Below are 15,752 nucleotides of genomic sequence, written 5' to 3'. Positions count from 1 at the left end.
TTAATTTAATTTTAATTACATTCTCTTCTTTCAGCCAGCATCTTCAGAAACTCAGCAGGGTTTTTCATTTCACCTATTTCCCAGTTATGAACCACAGGAACCCCGTCAATACAATCAACATCCTTTTTTTTCTCTAAGATGAAAACTGACTCTGTGCCAATGACATCAGAAAGATCCTTTAAATTTAAGGCCATTCTAGTGAGAGCCTTGTTATTCCTGTTCTTCTCAAGATCAGTTATGAGTGGTTCTGCTTTTTTTAATCTTTCCGATTTTTTAGTTTCAGGTTGGGCGAGTGCGTCGAATGGTGTTCGATTGGTGTTAATAACCCCAAATCCCAGATCAACCAATTCTCGAGGTTCACCTTCCCTCGATTCATGGGTTTTTTCATGTCGAGGTGCCTGAAATAGATTAACAGAAAGGGTTATCTTCATATCTAGGATACTTTCCAAAAGAAACGCAGTTTCTGGTTGTGCTCGCACCCTACCTGTCTCATATTTATATATGGTTTCCCTAGATACATGGGCTTGATCTGCCAGATCCTTTAAGGAGAGGTTCTGCTCTTCTCGAACATTCTTAATAATCTGTCCATCGATTTGTACATAATATCCGCCACGATCTGCAAATATTTCTGGATATATCTCCTCAACTACAATATTTCGAAGAGTTGTGGGTGATATTACAGGTATTCCGTGGCGTTCATAAACTACATCTTCTTCTAAAACCTCATTTTTGGATTTGAGTCCGATTAATATTGGTGATGCTAAGAAAATTTGTGCGACTCTTTTTATTTCTTCAGCATGGGCAATGCTGAAACCATCCACATTTACCAGTACCTTCATTAAAAGTAATAGTAATTCTCTGCGGGCCACCAGATCAAAACAACTTCTATCATATATATTAGAAGTATCAAAACCATGCTTGGAAAGTAGATCATTGATCTCAGTTAAAACTTGATCTCTATTGAATGGCATGATGGATGGCATCGTAAAAACACCTGGTGATATATTTTATGAATGATTTTGAAACTGATAATTCTGACTTGTTTCCTCTTTATGTTGGTATAGATGATACTGATTCAGTTAGTGGAATGTGCACCACTTATATATGTTCTGTGATATTGGATCGTCTTAAAGATTGCGGTTTTAAACTAGATGGGCCACCTCGACTAGTACGTTTAAACCCTTTTGCACCACATAAAACTAGAGGAAACGGTGCTGTATCATTTAAACTTATTTTGAAATCAAGAAATGAAATTAAAAAAGCTAAAAAGATTATTCTAAAAATGGTGCAGGAATTAGCGGTTTTAGAAGACCCTAAAACCAATCCAGGGCTGGTATTTTTTGAAGGAGATTTAAAAGACCAAACAAAGGTCGAACTTCGCGAATATGCACTGAAAACAATTCGAACTATTATCAAAAAGAAAGAAACTGAAAAACTGGCAAAAAAATTAGGGTTTGAACTTTTCGGATTTAAAAAAGGAATGGGAGTTATTGGGGCTCTGGCAGCTGTTGGCTGTCCTATGGATGATGCTACCTATGAGCTCTTGGCATATCGTGACCCATTAAACTATGGGAAAAAAAGAAAAGTGGACCTAGAATCTGTCAGAGAAATGGACAGACAAACCTATCCTGATACTTTTGATAATTTAGATAATGGTTATATGGCTATAACTCCCCATACTCCGTGTCCTGTACTTTATGGAATAAGAGGCGAGACATTTAATGCAGTTTTAAACGCAATGAAGCTAGTTAAAGTTTCAGAACCCATAAAAGGTTTTTTAATATTTCTTACTAATCAACACACCGATCTTCATTTGCAAGTTGCCAATAATATTTCGCAGATGGAAAAATTCCAGTGTTACATTGTTAAAGGGGTGGTTAAAGATTTTCCAGTGGTTATTGAAGGAGGGCATGTTATTTTCACCATATATGATAGTTCGGGAGAAGTGGAATGCGCTGCATATGAACCCACAAAAGATTTCAGAGAAATTGTGCGTCAAATAGCTCCAGGTGATCACCTGAGGGTTTATGGAGGAATTGGAATGAAGGGAACCCTGAACTTGGAAAAAATTCAGATAATCACTCTGGCATCAGTTTATGAATATATGAATCCATTTTGTGAATGTGGGAGGCGAATGAAATCTGCAGGAACCGGTAAAGGTTACAAATGTCCGGGTTGTGGGAAAAAAATGCGCAGCAATTCTAAAGAAAAAGTAAAAATTGAAAGAAAAATTAAAACCGGTTTTTATGAAGTCCCACCTTCAGCAAGGAGACATTTGAGCAAACCACTAATTAGAGGAATGTAAGTTTTAAATCAAACTACAGGGTAAGGAATATAGATTATAACTGTAAATCACTGGTAAAATATGAGTTGTAATAAAAATGAATACCAAAGATCTAGCGAAATTTATAATATCCACAAATTACCCCGAATTTTCCAAAAATGTTACTAGGCAAGCTAAACTCTGTTTTATGGATTTTTTAGCGGTTTCATTAGCTGGTTCTCAAACTAAAAGTGCACAAATCATGATAGACCTAATCAACAAAGGGCAAAAAACTGGCAAATCAACGGTCATTGGTGCAGCTCGTGCCGATCCAATGAATGCGTCATTAATTAATGGAGTTTCTGCCCATTCTCTTGATCTAGATGATGGGCATCGTCTAGCTCAAATTCATCCAGGCGCGTGTATAATCCCTGCAGCACTATCTTTATCCGAAGCCTATAGAAAAACTGGAAAAGATTTCATAACTTCCATAATAGTCGGATACCAGATTGCAATCAAATTAGGCATGATTCTAAATCCGGGTCACCGTGAAAGAGGTTTTCACAGCACAGGAACATGCGGCACGCTTGGATCGGCAGCTGCAGCTGCGAAAATAATGGATTTAACATATGAAGAGGTTTTAAACGCCCTTGGAATTGCTGGAACACAAGCAGCAGGTTTACTTGAGGCAGATCATTCGGGAAGCATGTCAAAACATCTCCATGCAGGTCGAGCTGCTCAATCAGGAGTTTTATCTGCATTACTAGCAAAAAAAGGTTTCACAGGAGCGCATACCATTCTTGAAGGGGAAGAAGGAATTTTAAAAACCATGGGTAATGATGATTTGTTACAGAAAGGTGCCCAAATTTTGGGCCAATATGAAAAATTAGAAATTCTCAAGGTTTACTTCAAAAAATATCCGGTTTGCAGACACCTCCACAGCTCTTTAGATGCCGTAAAGACTATTATGAAAAAAAACAATCTTCAAACTACTGATATACAAGATATAAACGTTGAAACCTATAACATTGCTGCTCTCCATAACAATTACCAACCTTCAACACCTGAAGGAATCAGGCAAAGTTTACCAGTTAGTATGGCCATCCTAATTAATGAAGGAGATTTAACTATTGAGAATATTTCAAAAATACCAATTGAGAATAAAATTGCTGAAACTGCTAGTAAAATTCGAATAAAAAAAGATGATGACCTCAACATTGATTATCCTCAAAAAAGACCAGCTAAAGTTACTATAAAATGTAAAGATCATATTTACACCAATCGAGTTGATCTGGCAAAAGGAGAACCTGAAACCCCATTTAGCAAAGAAGAATTATTAATAAAATTTAAAAAACTCAACCCACATGTCAATTTAAACCATTTAAAGATTTTAGATGATTTAGAAGATAATTATGTATTTAATCTAATGAATAAACTTAATAATGAATTTAAAAAGAATTAATGAGATTATCAAAGAGAGTGTTAGTTATTAACCTACAATAAAGAAGAAAAGTGATTTTATGGACACTTCTAATTTTTTGAAGAAAAATGGAATCATAAAACTTGAAAAGTTAAAAGATTCCATCAAAAGGTTTCCTGATGGTTCCCAGTACCGATTTGAAGTTCCCGGTATTCAGAAACCAGAAACTTTAGAAAGTTTTCTGGATGCTCTGGATAAATATGAAGTTAGAGTACATCGAGTAACTCAAACCAAAGGAATAATGCTCCTAACAGATCATGAGATAATTGAAATGGCAGACATGGCTCGAGATGCAAAGATAGAACTATTTTTGAGTGTTGGTCCTCGTGCACCCTATGATACAAGTGCTACTGCCAAAACTCCGGAGGGTGCTAGGATAGGATACCGTCTTAGGGGATATGATAATCTTAGTTATGCCATTGAAGATGTGAAAAGAGCTGTAGACTTAGGTGTAAGGGGAATAGTAGTTTATGATGAAGGACTGTTATGGGTTCTCAATAAAATGCGACGAGAAAGAGAACTGCCAGCCAATGTTCACTTCAAAGTTTCAGCACACTGTGGTCATGGAAACCCTGCATCGGCACTACTTTTGGAAAAAATTGGGGCAAATTCATTTAATCCAGTGAGGGATTTACAAATACCAATGCTAGCTTCTATAAGAAAAGCCATTAATATCTCTCTGGATGTTCACATGGAAAACCCTAAATCTTCCGGGGGGTTCATCAGACACTATGAAGCTCCTGAAATTATTAGAAAAGCTTGTCCAACCTATTTGAAAACAGGCGGATCAGTTGCGGCTCACCATGGATACGATACAACACTAAAAGAAGCAGAAGAAAGAGCAAAACAAGTTTTATTGGTTCAAAATATGATTAACCGTTTCTACCCTGAAGCAACCATGTCTTCTATAGGAGTGGCTGACTTAGCCATACCTCACTAAATCAACATATCACTATTAATGAAAATGTATACTCTGGATGATGTAATGTCTGAACAAATTCGTGAAATGGTAAAAAATGCAGTTGTTGAAGCAAGTACCACCTTCAAAGAAGATCAAATTGCTGCTTATGAATTTGCAATTAATAAAGAAGAAAATGACAATTCCAGGTGGGTGCTGGAGTTGCTCCTTGAAAATGCACATTTGGCAAAAAATAATCAAGTTCCCCTATGTGATGACACTGGAATTCCCCACATTCTAGTTGAAGTGGGTCCCAACACAAGTATGCCGGAAGATTTTTTTGATAATCTAGAAATGGGTGTGGCCGATGGCCTTAGAAATCTTCCTGGGAGGTCAATGGCAGTTTTGGGAGATGATATTCAACGGATTGAACAGAATAATGGCCTTTCTGAGGATCCTGGGAAGGTGACTCCTCCATCATTTTTGGTTGATAAAATGGATGAAGAGGGTTTGAAAATCCATGTAATTATGTTAGGTGGTGGTCCTGAGATTAGAGCCCATACAAGTCGTGTTTTTCACCAGAGGGATCATGAAAAATTTTTTAAAGAAGCGTTGACATGGATGAGATCAGAGATTCCTAAGTTGGGATGCACACCATGTATTCCTGTATTGGGCATAGGTCGAACACATTTTGAAGCTTCTTCACTATTGTTGAAAGCAATGGTATATGGGAACCTTAAAAACCAATCTCGAATTGAAAATAAAATAACCAACTATTTAAATCAAACAAACATAGGTGCCCTTGGTTTAGGTGGGTCAGTGACTGCTCTAGGCTCTTTGGTGAAGGTTGGACCTCAGAGGGCCAGTGGCGTTCGTATCATTAGTATGAGACCATGTTGTTGTGTGGAACCAAGAAAAGCATCAATTTTCCTATCACAAGATTTATTGGAGTGAGTAAAATGGCAATTGGAAGAGAAACTGTGGGAAATTTGTTAAAAATTACCAAACCGAGATGGAAAACTTCCATTACTAAGGTGGAACCCAACCGAATTATCACAAGAGGATATCCTCAGGAAGATTTGATTGGAAATATTTCTTTCCCGGAAATGGTTTATTTACTCATAAAAGGTGAACTTCCCAACAAAAATGATGCAAAAATGTTAGAAGCTGTTTTAGTCTCTTTCTGTGATCATGGAGTAACTCCACCAAGCACTCAAGTAGCCAGGATAATGGCATCAACCGGAGCATCCATGAACTCCTGTGTTTCTGGAGGGCTTTCTTCATTTGGAAAATACCATGCAGGAGCGTTAGAACATTCCATGCGCCTTTTCCAAAAAATAATAAATGAAAAAGCCGATTGTAATGAAGATATAACTTCCGGTAATGGTTTGAAAGACTTAGCACTTACTATAGTAGAACAGTATATTGAAAATGATGAAAAAATACCAGGATTTGGGCATAGATTCCATGATAAGGACCCTAGACCTAGTAAATTAATAATAACAGCTAAAAAATATAATTGTTTTGGTATTCACACCGAATTGGCAGTTAACATTGATAACCTTCTCCGGGAAATGAAAGGTATCCGGATTAACATAGATGGTACTAATGCAGGCATACTATCTGATATGGGTTTTGACTGGAGATTTGGAACAGGCATATTCATGATCGGGAGAGTTCCAGCTTTAATTTCACATATTTATGAAGAAAAAACTTATGAAACTCCTTTTAGAAAGTTTGTTGAAGTTGATGATGTGCGTTTCCATGAATTTGATTCTGTAGATCATAATTTAAAGAAAAGAGAACTTTGAATTACTAATAAATCTATTAAATCTTTTTTTCTACTCTGAAAAATAAATAGTAAAAGATATATATGTCCCTTAATAGATTTCCGTTTATCATGGTCATATTAGGGTGATTTAAATGACAACGATATCGGAAGCGATAACAACGATAAAGAAGGCTGAAAGTGATGCTGATAAATTATTAAAGGACACGAAAGCCAAATCTTCTGAAATGATTCAAGAAGCCAAATCTAAATCAAATGAAACCATAGAAAAGGCAAAAGAATCGGCTCATAGTGAAGCTGAAAAAATTACATTTGAAGCCGAAACCAATGCCAAAAAGGAAGCATATCACATAACCAACAAAACCAATGAAAAAGTAGAGATAACGAAAAGTAAAGCTACCGGTATGGTTGATGAGGCTGCAGAAATCATTGTAAAAAGCATATTATAGTGTGAGTACCATGTTCAAGCCGGCAAGGATGAAAAAGCTCAGGATAATCACCTTGGACAAGTACGCGGATTCTGCGGTGAATGCACTGCACGAAGCAGGATTGGTCCAAATTGAAGATATATCCGAGCGAATACAACAGGACGCAGAATGGAGACAAATCCTGAAACCATCCAGTGCCTCTCCTTTTACTGGTAAAGTTTCCTCCCTTTTGATGAAAACATCGGGCACAGTTGATTTTTTAGAATCAGTAGCCCGGAAAGAGAAGGGAATTTTACCTTTGGTGAAGGGTTTTATTAATCCTCCCCCTATTGAAAAAGTAGAAGTAGATGCACTGTCTGTTCAGGATCTTATAAAAAAGGCCGAAAATACCTTGGGAGAAGTTGAATCCGAGACAACCCCTAAGGAAGAAAAATTAAGTCAACTTGAGTCTAAGAAAACTGAATTTGAAAATGCCCTTAAAGTGGCGCAAAACCTTATTAATTTTGATCTTGATCTTGCTCTTCTGGAAGGATCAGAGTATGTTTCTGTTATTAGCGGAAAAATATCCTCAGAATCCTATGATAATTTCATTTCAAATCTAAATGACATTACTGATGAAATAGTTGTTTTTGACCAGGAAAGTGATGAAAAAGGATTTAAAACACTAGTTATTGTAACCTTAAAAGCGCATTCTGACGAAGTGTTAACTCAGCTAAGGAAACTTGAATTTGAAAGATTTGAGTTTTCTGCCTTAGAAGGTAAACCCCTTGAAATAATCTCAAAATCTGAATCTGAAATCGAGTCCATTAGTTTAGAAAAGGAATCTGTATTAAATGACTTAGCAGATGTTTCTGATAAGTGGTTAAAAACACTTATAGGACTTAGAGAACAGTTAGAGATTGAAAAACAGCGTAATGAGATTTTTTCTTCATTCGGGAAAACTGAAAACACGATGATGTTTGAAGGATGGGTTACTGAGAAAAAATTAAAAGAAGCCTTGGAAACCATTGATACTTCAACAGAAAGCCATTCTATTGTAGATGTGACTGATCCAGATATCAACAATGATGAAATTCCAGTTCATCTTGATAACCCACGATTTGCCAAACCTTATGAAATGTTTGTGCACATGTACTCTCCACCAAACTATCGGGAAATTGACCCAACAATACTCATGGCAATAGTATTCCCTTTCTTCTTTGGTTTCTGCCTTACAGAAGCCGGTTATGGGATAGTTGACGCACTTGTAGGTTATATCATATTCAGAGGAATGGGAAGAAACAGTAAAACATGGGCTGACTTGGGCCTGATTATGATTGCTTGTGGAGTGTGGGCCATAATTCTTGGATTTGTTACGAACAGTTTTATTGGGGATTTTATACCCCGATTTATATGGGGTGATCCGAATTTATGGCTGCCAACCACTATTCACTCTATAAACTCCTTTGTGCACCCTGAAAACATCCTTATAATCGCTTTAGTTGTGGGTGTTATTCACCTAAACTTAGGTTTAATATTTGGAACTTACAACAATTTGGTACGAGGAGATGTTCGGGAAGCTTTAGGAGCCCAAATAGTATGGTTTGTCCTTGAAGCAGGAGTAGTGTTACTAGCAGCTGGATTCCTTTTATTTGGAGGAGGAATTCTCATGTACGCAGGAGTAGGTGTTTTTATTCTGAGTCTGATTATGCTCCTATACTTCAACGGTATGTTCGGACTAATGGATGTTTCAGGTTTCTTGGGAAACGTCCTTTCGTATGCTAGGTTACTGGCATTATGCTTGTCAACTGGAGGAATCGCTACTACAGTAAACATATTAACTGGGATTGTTGGAGAAATGATCCCTTTTATTGGAATAGTTCTTGCACCAATAGTCTTTATAGGAGGGCAGATTGCAAACCTTGCCTTCCAGACCCTGGGTGCCTTTATAAATTCATTGCGTTTGCATTATGTTGAGTATTTTGCTCAGTTTTACATTGGAGGAAGTCAGAAATTTAGGGCTTTCAGAGCCAAAAGAAAGTACACTGATTTAGGAGGAAAATAATATGGTAGAAGTCGCATTAGGAACAGCATTAGCAGCAATCGGTGCCGGCATGGCAGTCGGTTTTGCAGGATTAGGATCAGGTTTAGGTCAAGGAATAGCAGCAGCAGGGAGTGTAGGTGCTGTGGCGGAAGATGAAGACATGTTCGCCAGAGGTATCATATTCACAGCACTGCCTGAAACCCAAGCTATCTACGGTTTCCTGATTGCTATACTCCTCATGGTATTCACAATTATGGCTAACAAAGCACTGCCTGTGACTACTGGTCTGGTGGCAATAGGTGCTGGAGCTGCAATAGGATTCGCAGGTCTTGGTTCGGGTATGGGTCAAGGTATCACCGCATCTTCATCTGTAGGGGCTGTAGTTGAAAACGAAGACATGTTCGCCAGAGGTATCATATTCACAGCATTATCCGAGACCCAAGCTATCTACGGTTTCCTGATTGCTATACTCCTCATGGTATTCGGTGGAATTCTGGGATAATTCCGGGATGATAAAGATGAGTGCCGGGACAGAGAAGATAGTCTCAAGTATAATGTCTGATGCCCAGATCAAAGCAGATTCCATATTAGCTGAAGCTGAAAAAGAAAAACAATCCATTCTCTCTGAAGGTGAAGCCCAATCAGTTATCGAAAAGGAAAAAATCTTAGAGAACGCGGAAAAAACCGCTAAAATGAGATATCAGCAAGTTATCTCAGAAGCTAAGATGAATTCCAGGAGAATGGAACTTGAGGCTCGAGAAGAAATAATAGAAGAAGCTTTCGAAAAAGCCGAAGAAAAGCTTAAAGAAATTGCTTCTTCAGATGCATCAGAATACAAGGCATCCCTTGAAAAAGTGATTATAGAAGCAGGTACTGAAATTGGCGGAGGAGACCTTGTTATTCTTGTAAAAGATACCGACGTTACTAAAATAAAAGGTTCATTACCTACACTTGAAAAAAGTATCAGTGAGAATACCAGCAATCCTACCAAACTGGAAATGGGAGCAAATATAACCACCATTGGCGGTGCCATTGTAAAAACCACAAACGGTGAAATAGAGGTAAACAACACCATCGAAGCAAGGATGCTCCGCTTTAAAAAATCTCTAAGATCCGAAGTTGCAGGGATACTATTCAAATAGGGGGAATTAAATGGCAGAGGATCTTACTTCATTAATCACTGGACTCGGATTTCCTAATATTGAAGCGTTTTTAGCACTAATGTTCCTTGTACTGGCCATTTTCGGAGTAGTTATAGTAATATCAACCCTCAGACCTGTTCTAAGTATGTTCCCCTACACTTATCCCAACGCCAGAATAAGAGCTAGGATAGGGAGAATATTCGATGAAAAACAGTTTCAAGAAATTATCGAAGCAGGCAGCATTGAAGAAGTGAAAAACTACCTCCGAGGATACCCAGATTATGCAAAATACATTGACCAGTACCCCTTGGAAAAAGCTTTAGACACACAATTAGCTGAAAACTACGATTTAGTAGCACGAATAACCCCTGAAAACAGCAGAGCAGCATTCAGGTTTCTCTTGAAAAAATGGGATATAAAAAACATTAAAAGCGTGATAATTGCCAAGGAAGCCGGGTTAACCACAGAAGAAACAATAGACTTAGTTATACCATTTGGAGAGCTCACTGACAAGTTAGACACACTTATAGATGCAGATGACATCAACGAAGTATTAAACACTCTGGAAGGAACAGAATACGCTCCAATACTGGAAGATGCAATTCCAATTTATCAAGAAACAGGTAAATTATTACCATTGGAAGCTTCTCTCGATAAATACCTCTTAAAAAATCTCTTAACAACTGTTGCCACCCCTGAAGATGACAACACCTCACACCTAAAGACATATGTGGGAAACATGGTAGATGGATCTAACCTAAAAATCATCTTAAGGGCAAAAGTTGATGGATTGAAATATGAGGACATTGAACCCTACATGATCAGTGCTGGTTATCAGATTAGAGAATGGAAATTAAAAGACTTAATGGAGTCAGAAGATGTTGCAGGAGTTGTTAGTGGATTGGAAGGAACTGAATATGCTCCTTTACTTGCAGAAGCAATGACCACTTACAATGAAACTGGTTCCATTTCTGCCTTTGAAATCGCTCTGGACAATAACATAGTGGAAACAGCTAAAAAGATATCATTGAAAAATCAATTCGGAATTGGGCCAATGATTGGATTTTTAAGTCGAAAAGAAAAAGAAATCAAAAATTTGAAAATTATAGTCCGTGGTAAGCGGGAAGAAGGATTTACCCCTGCTATGATTAAGGAGATGTTAGTATGAGTTCAAAAATAGCAGTTATGGCAGATCCAGACACAGTAACCGGTTTCATGCTTGGAGGAATTAAAGACGGATTTCCTGTAAAAAACATGGAAGAAGCAGGAGATAAATTAAAAGAACTTGCCAAGGAGTACTCCATTATAATAACAACTGAAAAAATAGGAGACAATTTCAGAGAAACAATTGAAAAAATGAGCAGTGAAAGTGCACTGCCTATGATAATAGAAATACCAGATAAAGAAGGCTCAGTAGAAAGGGAATCAGACCCAATCAGAGAGCTTATAAAACGAGTAATCGGGGTAGAGATGGTAGAATGACTGCCGAAGGAAAGATAATAAAGATAGCGGGTCCTGTTATAACCGCTGATGGTATGAAAGGGACCCAGATGTACGAGATGGTTAAAGTAGGTGATGATAAACTCATTGGAGAAATCATCGAACTAGAAGGTGACACAGCCACCATCCAAGTTTACGAAGAAACAGCCGGAATGAAACCCGGAGAAGTAGTTGAAAGTACAGGAGGGCCACTCTCTGTGGAATTAGGACCTGGGATTATTGGTTCCATATTTGATGGAATCCAGAGACCCTTGGAAACCATCAAACTAAGCGTGGGTGATTACATTGAGAGGGGTGTAGACGTACCTTCACTACCAAAGGATAAAAAATGGACATTCAAACCCACGGTCAATGCTGGCAGTGAAGTGCAAGGTGGAGACATCATTGGTGAAGTGCAAGAAACCACTGCAGTAATCCAGAAAATAATGATTCCACCAAATGTATCTGGTACCTTGAAAAGTATAGTTGGAGAAGGCCAGTACACCATAACTGAAGATATTGCTGAGGTTGAAACACCAAAAGGTCCAGTTAAAGTTCAGATGATGCAAAAATGGCCGGTGAGGGTTGGAAGACCATATAAAAACAAGTTAGACCCGGACATACCCTTAGTAACCGGTCAAAGAGCACAAGATACTTTCTTCCCAGTGGCTAAAGGTGGAACCGCAGCCATACCAGGACCATTCGGGTCTGGTAAAACTGTTACACAACAACAGTTGGCTAAATGGGCAGATGCCGACATCATCGTTTATGTAGGATGTGGTGAAAGGGGTAACGAGATGACAGAGGTTCTGAAAGAATTCCCAGAATTAGAAGACCCTAAAACCGGGAAACCATTAATGGACAGAACAGTTCTCATCGCTAATACTTCAAATATGCCTGTAGCAGCCAGGGAAGCTTGTGTGTATACAGGTATTACTATTGCAGAGTACTTCCGTGACCAAGGTTATGATGTGGCTCTGATGGCTGACTCCACTTCCAGATGGGCAGAAGCAATGAGGGAAATTTCAGGACGATTAGAAGAGATGCCTGGTGAAGAAGGATACCCTGCATACCTAGCATCACGTTTAGCACAGTTCTACGAACGAGCAGGACGAGTGACCACAGTAGGAAGCAAAGATAAGATTGCATCTGTTAGTGTGGTTGGTGCAGTTTCACCACCAGGTGGAGATTTATCTGAACCAGTTACACAGAACACCCTACGTATATGTAAAGTATTCTGGGCACTGGATGCATCTCTTGCAGATAAACGTCACTTCCCCTCAATAGACTGGCTACAAAGTTACTCATTATATGTGGACAGTGTAGAAGGATGGTGGGATGATTCAGTCAAAGCAAATTGGAGAGCAGCAAGGGACAATGCCATGGCACTCCTTCAGAAAGAATCAGAACTACAGGAAATCGTTCAACTGGTGGGACCTGATGCCTTGCCTGACAGAGAAAGGATCACCCTAGAAAGTACTCGCATGATTCGGGAAGACTTCTTACAGCAGAACGCTTACCACGAAGTTGACACTTACTGTTCACCTACTAAACAGTATCAGATGCTTGAAACTATCCTCCGATTCCAAGAAAAAGCTATTGCTGCCTTGGAAAGAGGAGCAGCATCCAGTGATCTGACTGACTTAAAAGTCAAAGAGGAAATTGGAAGAATGAAATTCATCCCAGAAGATGAATTTGACGCTGCAATTAAAGAAATCCAGGAAAAAATAGACAAACAGACAAGTGAGGTGTGAAAATGAACGCTAATATCAAAACCAGAGAATATACCACAGTTAGAGAAGTGGCTGGCCCTCTCATGATCGTAGAAGGTGTAGAAGGTGTTGCCTATAACGAAATAGTGGACATAGAAACACCAAACGGTGAAATGAGAAGAGGACAAGTCCTGGAAGTTAAAGGTGACGTTGCTGTGGTTCAAGTTTTCGAAGGAACTAGTGATCTAAACACTGCAACAACTAAAGTACGATTTACTGGAGAAACAGCTAAGATTGGGGTTTCGCTAGACATGCTTGGACGAGTATTCAGTGGAACAGGAAGTCCAATAGATGGTGGGCCGGAAATCATCCCTGAAAAAGAATTAGACATAAATGGAAGCCCAATGAACCCATCTGCCAGGGAATTCCCAGCAGAATTCATCCAAACAGGTATTTCAACCATAGATGGTATGAACACGTTGGTACGTGGACAGAAACTACCCATCTTCTCTGGATCAGGTCTTCCACACAATGAACTGGCTGCTCAGATCGCCAGACAAGCAAAAGTGTTAGCCGAAGAATCAGAGTTTTCGGTGATATTCGCAGCCATGGGTATCACCCACGAAGAAGCTAACTACTTCATGCGTGATTTTGAACGAACAGGAGCACTTGAAAGAGTGACTGTATTCATGAACTTGGCTGATGACCCAGCAATTGAAAGGATCATCACCCCCCGTATGGCTCTAACAACTGCAGAGTACTTTGCATTTGAACATGACATGCACGTGCTGGTTATATTGACTGATATGACCAACTATGCAGAAGCTCTAAGGGAAATTTCAGCAGCTCGTGACGAAGTACCTGGACGAAGAGGATATCCTGGTTACATGTACACTGACCTTTCCAGTATATATGAAAGAGCAGGCCGTATTGTAGGAAAAGAGGGCTCCATCACACAGATGCCAATACTGGTGATGCCTCAAGATGATATTACTCACCCTATTCCAGATCTAACTGGTTACATTACTGAAGGACAGATTGTGCTCTCCAGAGACTTGCACCGTAAAGGAATATATCCACCAGTAGATGTGCTCCCATCACTATCACGATTGATGAGCGGCGGGATTGGTGAAGGACAAACCCGTGAGGATCACAGCGGTGTATCTGACCAGCTTTACTCTGCATATGCTGAAGGACGTGACTTACGTGATTTAATGGCAGTAGTAGGTGAAGAAGCACTGACTGAACGTGACCAAAAATTCCTAAAATTCGCAGATGACTTTGAAGACAAATTCATCACCCAAAATAGGGATGAAGACCGATCTATCCAGGAAACATTGGACCTTGGTTGGGAATTAATGAGCTTGCTACCTGAACAAGAGCTTAAAAGGGTACGTGCAGAGCACATTCCTAAATACCACCCTGCCCATAAATAAAACCCATCCTTACTTTTTGAGAAATAAAATAGAGGGATGAAAAATGGCACAAGAAATGATTGAAGGCATCAACCCCACTAGGATGGAACTTTTAAAACTCAAAGAGAGGGAAAAGCTGGCAGTTAAAGGCCACAGCCTCCTTAAAGAGAAACGAAATGCTCTAATCATGGAGTTTTTCAACATCCTTGAGAAGGTTAAAGGATCCCGTGAAACCGTTGCCAAAAACCTCGAGGAAGCTTACCGTGATTTAACAGCAGCCCAAATAAACATGGGTGATCTTGCAGTAAAAAAAGCGGCCATGTCGGTTACTGAATCAGTTGATGTTGATATCGATTCTAGAAGTATTATGGGAGTGGTGGTTCCAATAATTGACTCTGAAATTCAGGAGAGAACTATTGTTGAACGTGGCTACGGATTCATGGATACCTCCGTAAAAGTTGACGAAGCAGCTAAAAAGTTCGAAAAATCAATCCAACTCATTATTGAACTGGGAGAAACTGAAAAAACAATCATGTTATTGGCAAGTGAGATTGAATCCACTAAAAGACGTGTTAACGCATTAGAACACATCATCATACCCCGATTGCAGAACACTGTCAAGTATATTGAAATGCGCTTAGAAGAGATGGAAAGAGAAAGCTTTGTACGCTTGAAGATGGTTAAAAAGTCCATGGAAAGTGAGGAGGCTGCCAATGGTTAGAATAATAACAAGACTGGATCAGGTTAAAAAAGAACAAATCAAAAAGGCCAAACCTGTCATTGATTTCGAAATCGGCAACATCTCAGGAAAAGTTCGTGCTATTATCGCTGCTGAAGAGAAGGAATTTAAAGCAGGGGAAACAAAACCAGTCCAAATCAAAAAAATTAACATCAACGCTAACCACATCTGTTTCATAAGTGCTTATGGAACTAATATGTATGGACATGCTCTGGCAGTTGGTGAAGAAACATACCTTCCCATAAGCATGGAAAGAACAGCAGATCACGCCCTTTTCGCAGCAGCATTGGACTATAAAGTAGAAAAAGAGGATTTATTAGGCATTTTGATACTTTTACCTGTAGATATCAACTTCTAATAGATTAAAGTGCGAAAAACTGCCTA

General features: G+C 38.9%; 16 protein-coding genes. 15 read left to right on the top strand and 1 reads right to left on the bottom strand.

Annotation, left to right across the window (positions count from 1 at the left end; translation table 11 throughout):
• Window positions 1-11 precede the first annotated feature (11 nt).
• Window positions 12-971 carry a transcriptional regulator gene (locus GXZ72_05980; protein ID HHT19090.1) on the bottom strand — a complete coding sequence of 320 codons (960 nt, stop codon included), beginning with the start codon at window positions 969-971 and terminating at the stop codon, window positions 12-14.
• Between the two features lie 38 nt (window positions 972-1,009).
• On the opposite strand from GXZ72_05980, the gene GXZ72_05975 reads away from it, so the two are divergent.
• The 15 genes from GXZ72_05975 to GXZ72_05905 all read left to right on the top strand — a co-directional run bounded on the left by GXZ72_05975 (window position 1,010) and on the right by GXZ72_05905 (window position 15,726).
• A complete protein-coding gene (locus tag GXZ72_05975) occupies window positions 1,010-2,305 on the top strand; it encodes a DUF1743 domain-containing protein (protein ID HHT19089.1) in 1,296 nt (431 codons plus the stop codon).
• Window positions 2,306-2,381: 76 nt separating this feature from the next.
• The gene (locus tag GXZ72_05970; protein ID HHT19088.1) at window positions 2,382-3,725 is read left to right on the top strand and encodes an MmgE/PrpD family protein; all 1,344 of its coding nucleotides are present in this window, start codon (window positions 2,382-2,384) and stop codon (window positions 3,723-3,725) included.
• 58 nt (window positions 3,726-3,783) lie between these two features.
• The gene (locus GXZ72_05965) at window positions 3,784-4,683 is read left to right on the top strand and encodes a peptidase (protein HHT19087.1); all 900 of its coding nucleotides are present in this window, start codon (window positions 3,784-3,786) and stop codon (window positions 4,681-4,683) included.
• A gap of 45 nt (window positions 4,684-4,728) precedes the next feature.
• Window positions 4,729-5,595, top strand: a complete 867-nt coding sequence (locus GXZ72_05960; GenBank protein HHT19086.1) for a fumarate hydratase — start codon at window positions 4,729-4,731, stop codon at window positions 5,593-5,595.
• Window positions 5,596-5,600: 5 nt separating this feature from the next.
• Window positions 5,601-6,452, top strand: a complete 852-nt coding sequence (locus GXZ72_05955) for a citryl-CoA lyase (GenBank protein ID HHT19085.1) — start codon at window positions 5,601-5,603, stop codon at window positions 6,450-6,452.
• A gap of 112 nt (window positions 6,453-6,564) precedes the next feature.
• Window positions 6,565-6,879: a V-type ATP synthase subunit H gene (locus GXZ72_05950; GenBank protein ID HHT19084.1), complete on the top strand. Its 315-nt coding sequence runs from the start codon at window positions 6,565-6,567 to the stop codon at window positions 6,877-6,879.
• Between the two features lie 10 nt (window positions 6,880-6,889).
• Entirely contained in the window at window positions 6,890-8,902 is a 2,013-nt protein-coding gene (locus GXZ72_05945; protein HHT19083.1) for a V-type ATP synthase subunit I, read from the top strand.
• A gap of 1 nt (window position 8,903) precedes the next feature.
• Window positions 8,904-9,383: a V-type ATP synthase subunit K gene (locus GXZ72_05940; protein ID HHT19082.1), complete on the top strand. Its 480-nt coding sequence runs from the start codon at window positions 8,904-8,906 to the stop codon at window positions 9,381-9,383.
• A gap of 16 nt (window positions 9,384-9,399) precedes the next feature.
• Entirely contained in the window at window positions 9,400-10,023 is a 624-nt protein-coding gene (locus tag GXZ72_05935; GenBank protein HHT19081.1) for a V-type ATP synthase subunit E, read from the top strand.
• Window positions 10,024-10,033: 10 nt separating this feature from the next.
• Window positions 10,034-11,191, top strand: coding sequence for a V-type ATP synthase subunit C (locus tag GXZ72_05930; GenBank protein HHT19080.1), 1,158 nt, complete (start codon window positions 10,034-10,036; stop codon window positions 11,189-11,191).
• Complete coding sequence (locus tag GXZ72_05925; protein HHT19079.1) at window positions 11,188-11,505, top strand: V-type ATP synthase subunit F; 318 nt, start codon at window positions 11,188-11,190, stop codon at window positions 11,503-11,505. The genes GXZ72_05930 and GXZ72_05925 overlap by 4 nt, the downstream gene beginning before the upstream one ends.
• Window positions 11,502-13,256, top strand: coding sequence for an ATP synthase subunit A (locus GXZ72_05920; protein ID HHT19078.1), 1,755 nt, complete (start codon window positions 11,502-11,504; stop codon window positions 13,254-13,256). The genes GXZ72_05925 and GXZ72_05920 overlap by 4 nt, the downstream gene beginning before the upstream one ends.
• 2 nt (window positions 13,257-13,258) lie before the next feature.
• Window positions 13,259-14,650, top strand: a complete 1,392-nt coding sequence (locus tag GXZ72_05915) for an ATP synthase subunit B (GenBank protein ID HHT19077.1) — start codon at window positions 13,259-13,261, stop codon at window positions 14,648-14,650.
• Between the two features lie 43 nt (window positions 14,651-14,693).
• Window positions 14,694-15,350: a V-type ATP synthase subunit D gene (locus GXZ72_05910; GenBank protein ID HHT19076.1), complete on the top strand. Its 657-nt coding sequence runs from the start codon at window positions 14,694-14,696 to the stop codon at window positions 15,348-15,350.
• Window positions 15,343-15,726: a DUF22 domain-containing protein gene (locus GXZ72_05905; GenBank protein HHT19075.1), complete on the top strand. Its 384-nt coding sequence runs from the start codon at window positions 15,343-15,345 to the stop codon at window positions 15,724-15,726. Before GXZ72_05910 ends, GXZ72_05905 begins: the two co-directional genes overlap by 8 nt.
• The last annotated feature ends 26 nt before the right edge of the window (window positions 15,727-15,752 follow it).

This window comes from Methanobacterium sp. (genome assembly GCA_012838205.1).
GTDB lineage: Archaea > Methanobacteriota > Methanobacteria > Methanobacteriales > Methanobacteriaceae > Methanobacterium.
The sequence above is the reverse complement of the archived record's forward strand: the minus strand, read 5'-3'. Positions and strand labels throughout refer to the sequence as shown.

Bases quoted from the DNA above. Each gene is read 5' to 3' on its own strand.
- GXZ72_05910 (HHT19076.1), top strand. From the start codon at position 14,694: ATGGCACAAGAAATGATTGAAGGCATCAACCCCACTAGGATGGAACTT.
- GXZ72_05960 (HHT19086.1), top strand. From the start codon at position 4,729: ATGTCTGAACAAATTCGTGAAATGGTAAAAAATGCAGTTGTTGAAGCA.
- GXZ72_05945 (HHT19083.1), top strand. From the start codon at position 6,890: ATGTTCAAGCCGGCAAGGATGAAAAAGCTCAGGATAATCACCTTGGAC.
- GXZ72_05940 (HHT19082.1), top strand. From the start codon at position 8,904: ATGGTAGAAGTCGCATTAGGAACAGCATTAGCAGCAATCGGTGCCGGC.
- GXZ72_05935 (HHT19081.1), top strand. From the start codon at position 9,400: ATGAGTGCCGGGACAGAGAAGATAGTCTCAAGTATAATGTCTGATGCC.
- GXZ72_05955 (HHT19085.1), top strand. From the start codon at position 5,601: ATGGCAATTGGAAGAGAAACTGTGGGAAATTTGTTAAAAATTACCAAA.
- GXZ72_05975 (HHT19089.1), top strand. From the start codon at position 1,010: ATGAATGATTTTGAAACTGATAATTCTGACTTGTTTCCTCTTTATGTT.
- GXZ72_05925 (HHT19079.1), top strand. From the start codon at position 11,188: ATGAGTTCAAAAATAGCAGTTATGGCAGATCCAGACACAGTAACCGGT.
- GXZ72_05950 (HHT19084.1), top strand. From the start codon at position 6,565: ATGACAACGATATCGGAAGCGATAACAACGATAAAGAAGGCTGAAAGT.
- GXZ72_05905 (HHT19075.1), top strand. From the start codon at position 15,343: ATGGTTAGAATAATAACAAGACTGGATCAGGTTAAAAAAGAACAAATC.
- GXZ72_05915 (HHT19077.1), top strand. From the start codon at position 13,259: ATGAACGCTAATATCAAAACCAGAGAATATACCACAGTTAGAGAAGTG.
- GXZ72_05965 (HHT19087.1), top strand. From the start codon at position 3,784: ATGGACACTTCTAATTTTTTGAAGAAAAATGGAATCATAAAACTTGAA.
- GXZ72_05980 (HHT19090.1), bottom strand. From the start codon at position 971: ATGCCATTCAATAGAGATCAAGTTTTAACTGAGATCAATGATCTACTT.
- GXZ72_05970 (HHT19088.1), top strand. From the start codon at position 2,382: ATGAATACCAAAGATCTAGCGAAATTTATAATATCCACAAATTACCCC.
- GXZ72_05930 (HHT19080.1), top strand. From the start codon at position 10,034: ATGGCAGAGGATCTTACTTCATTAATCACTGGACTCGGATTTCCTAAT.
- GXZ72_05920 (HHT19078.1), top strand. From the start codon at position 11,502: ATGACTGCCGAAGGAAAGATAATAAAGATAGCGGGTCCTGTTATAACC.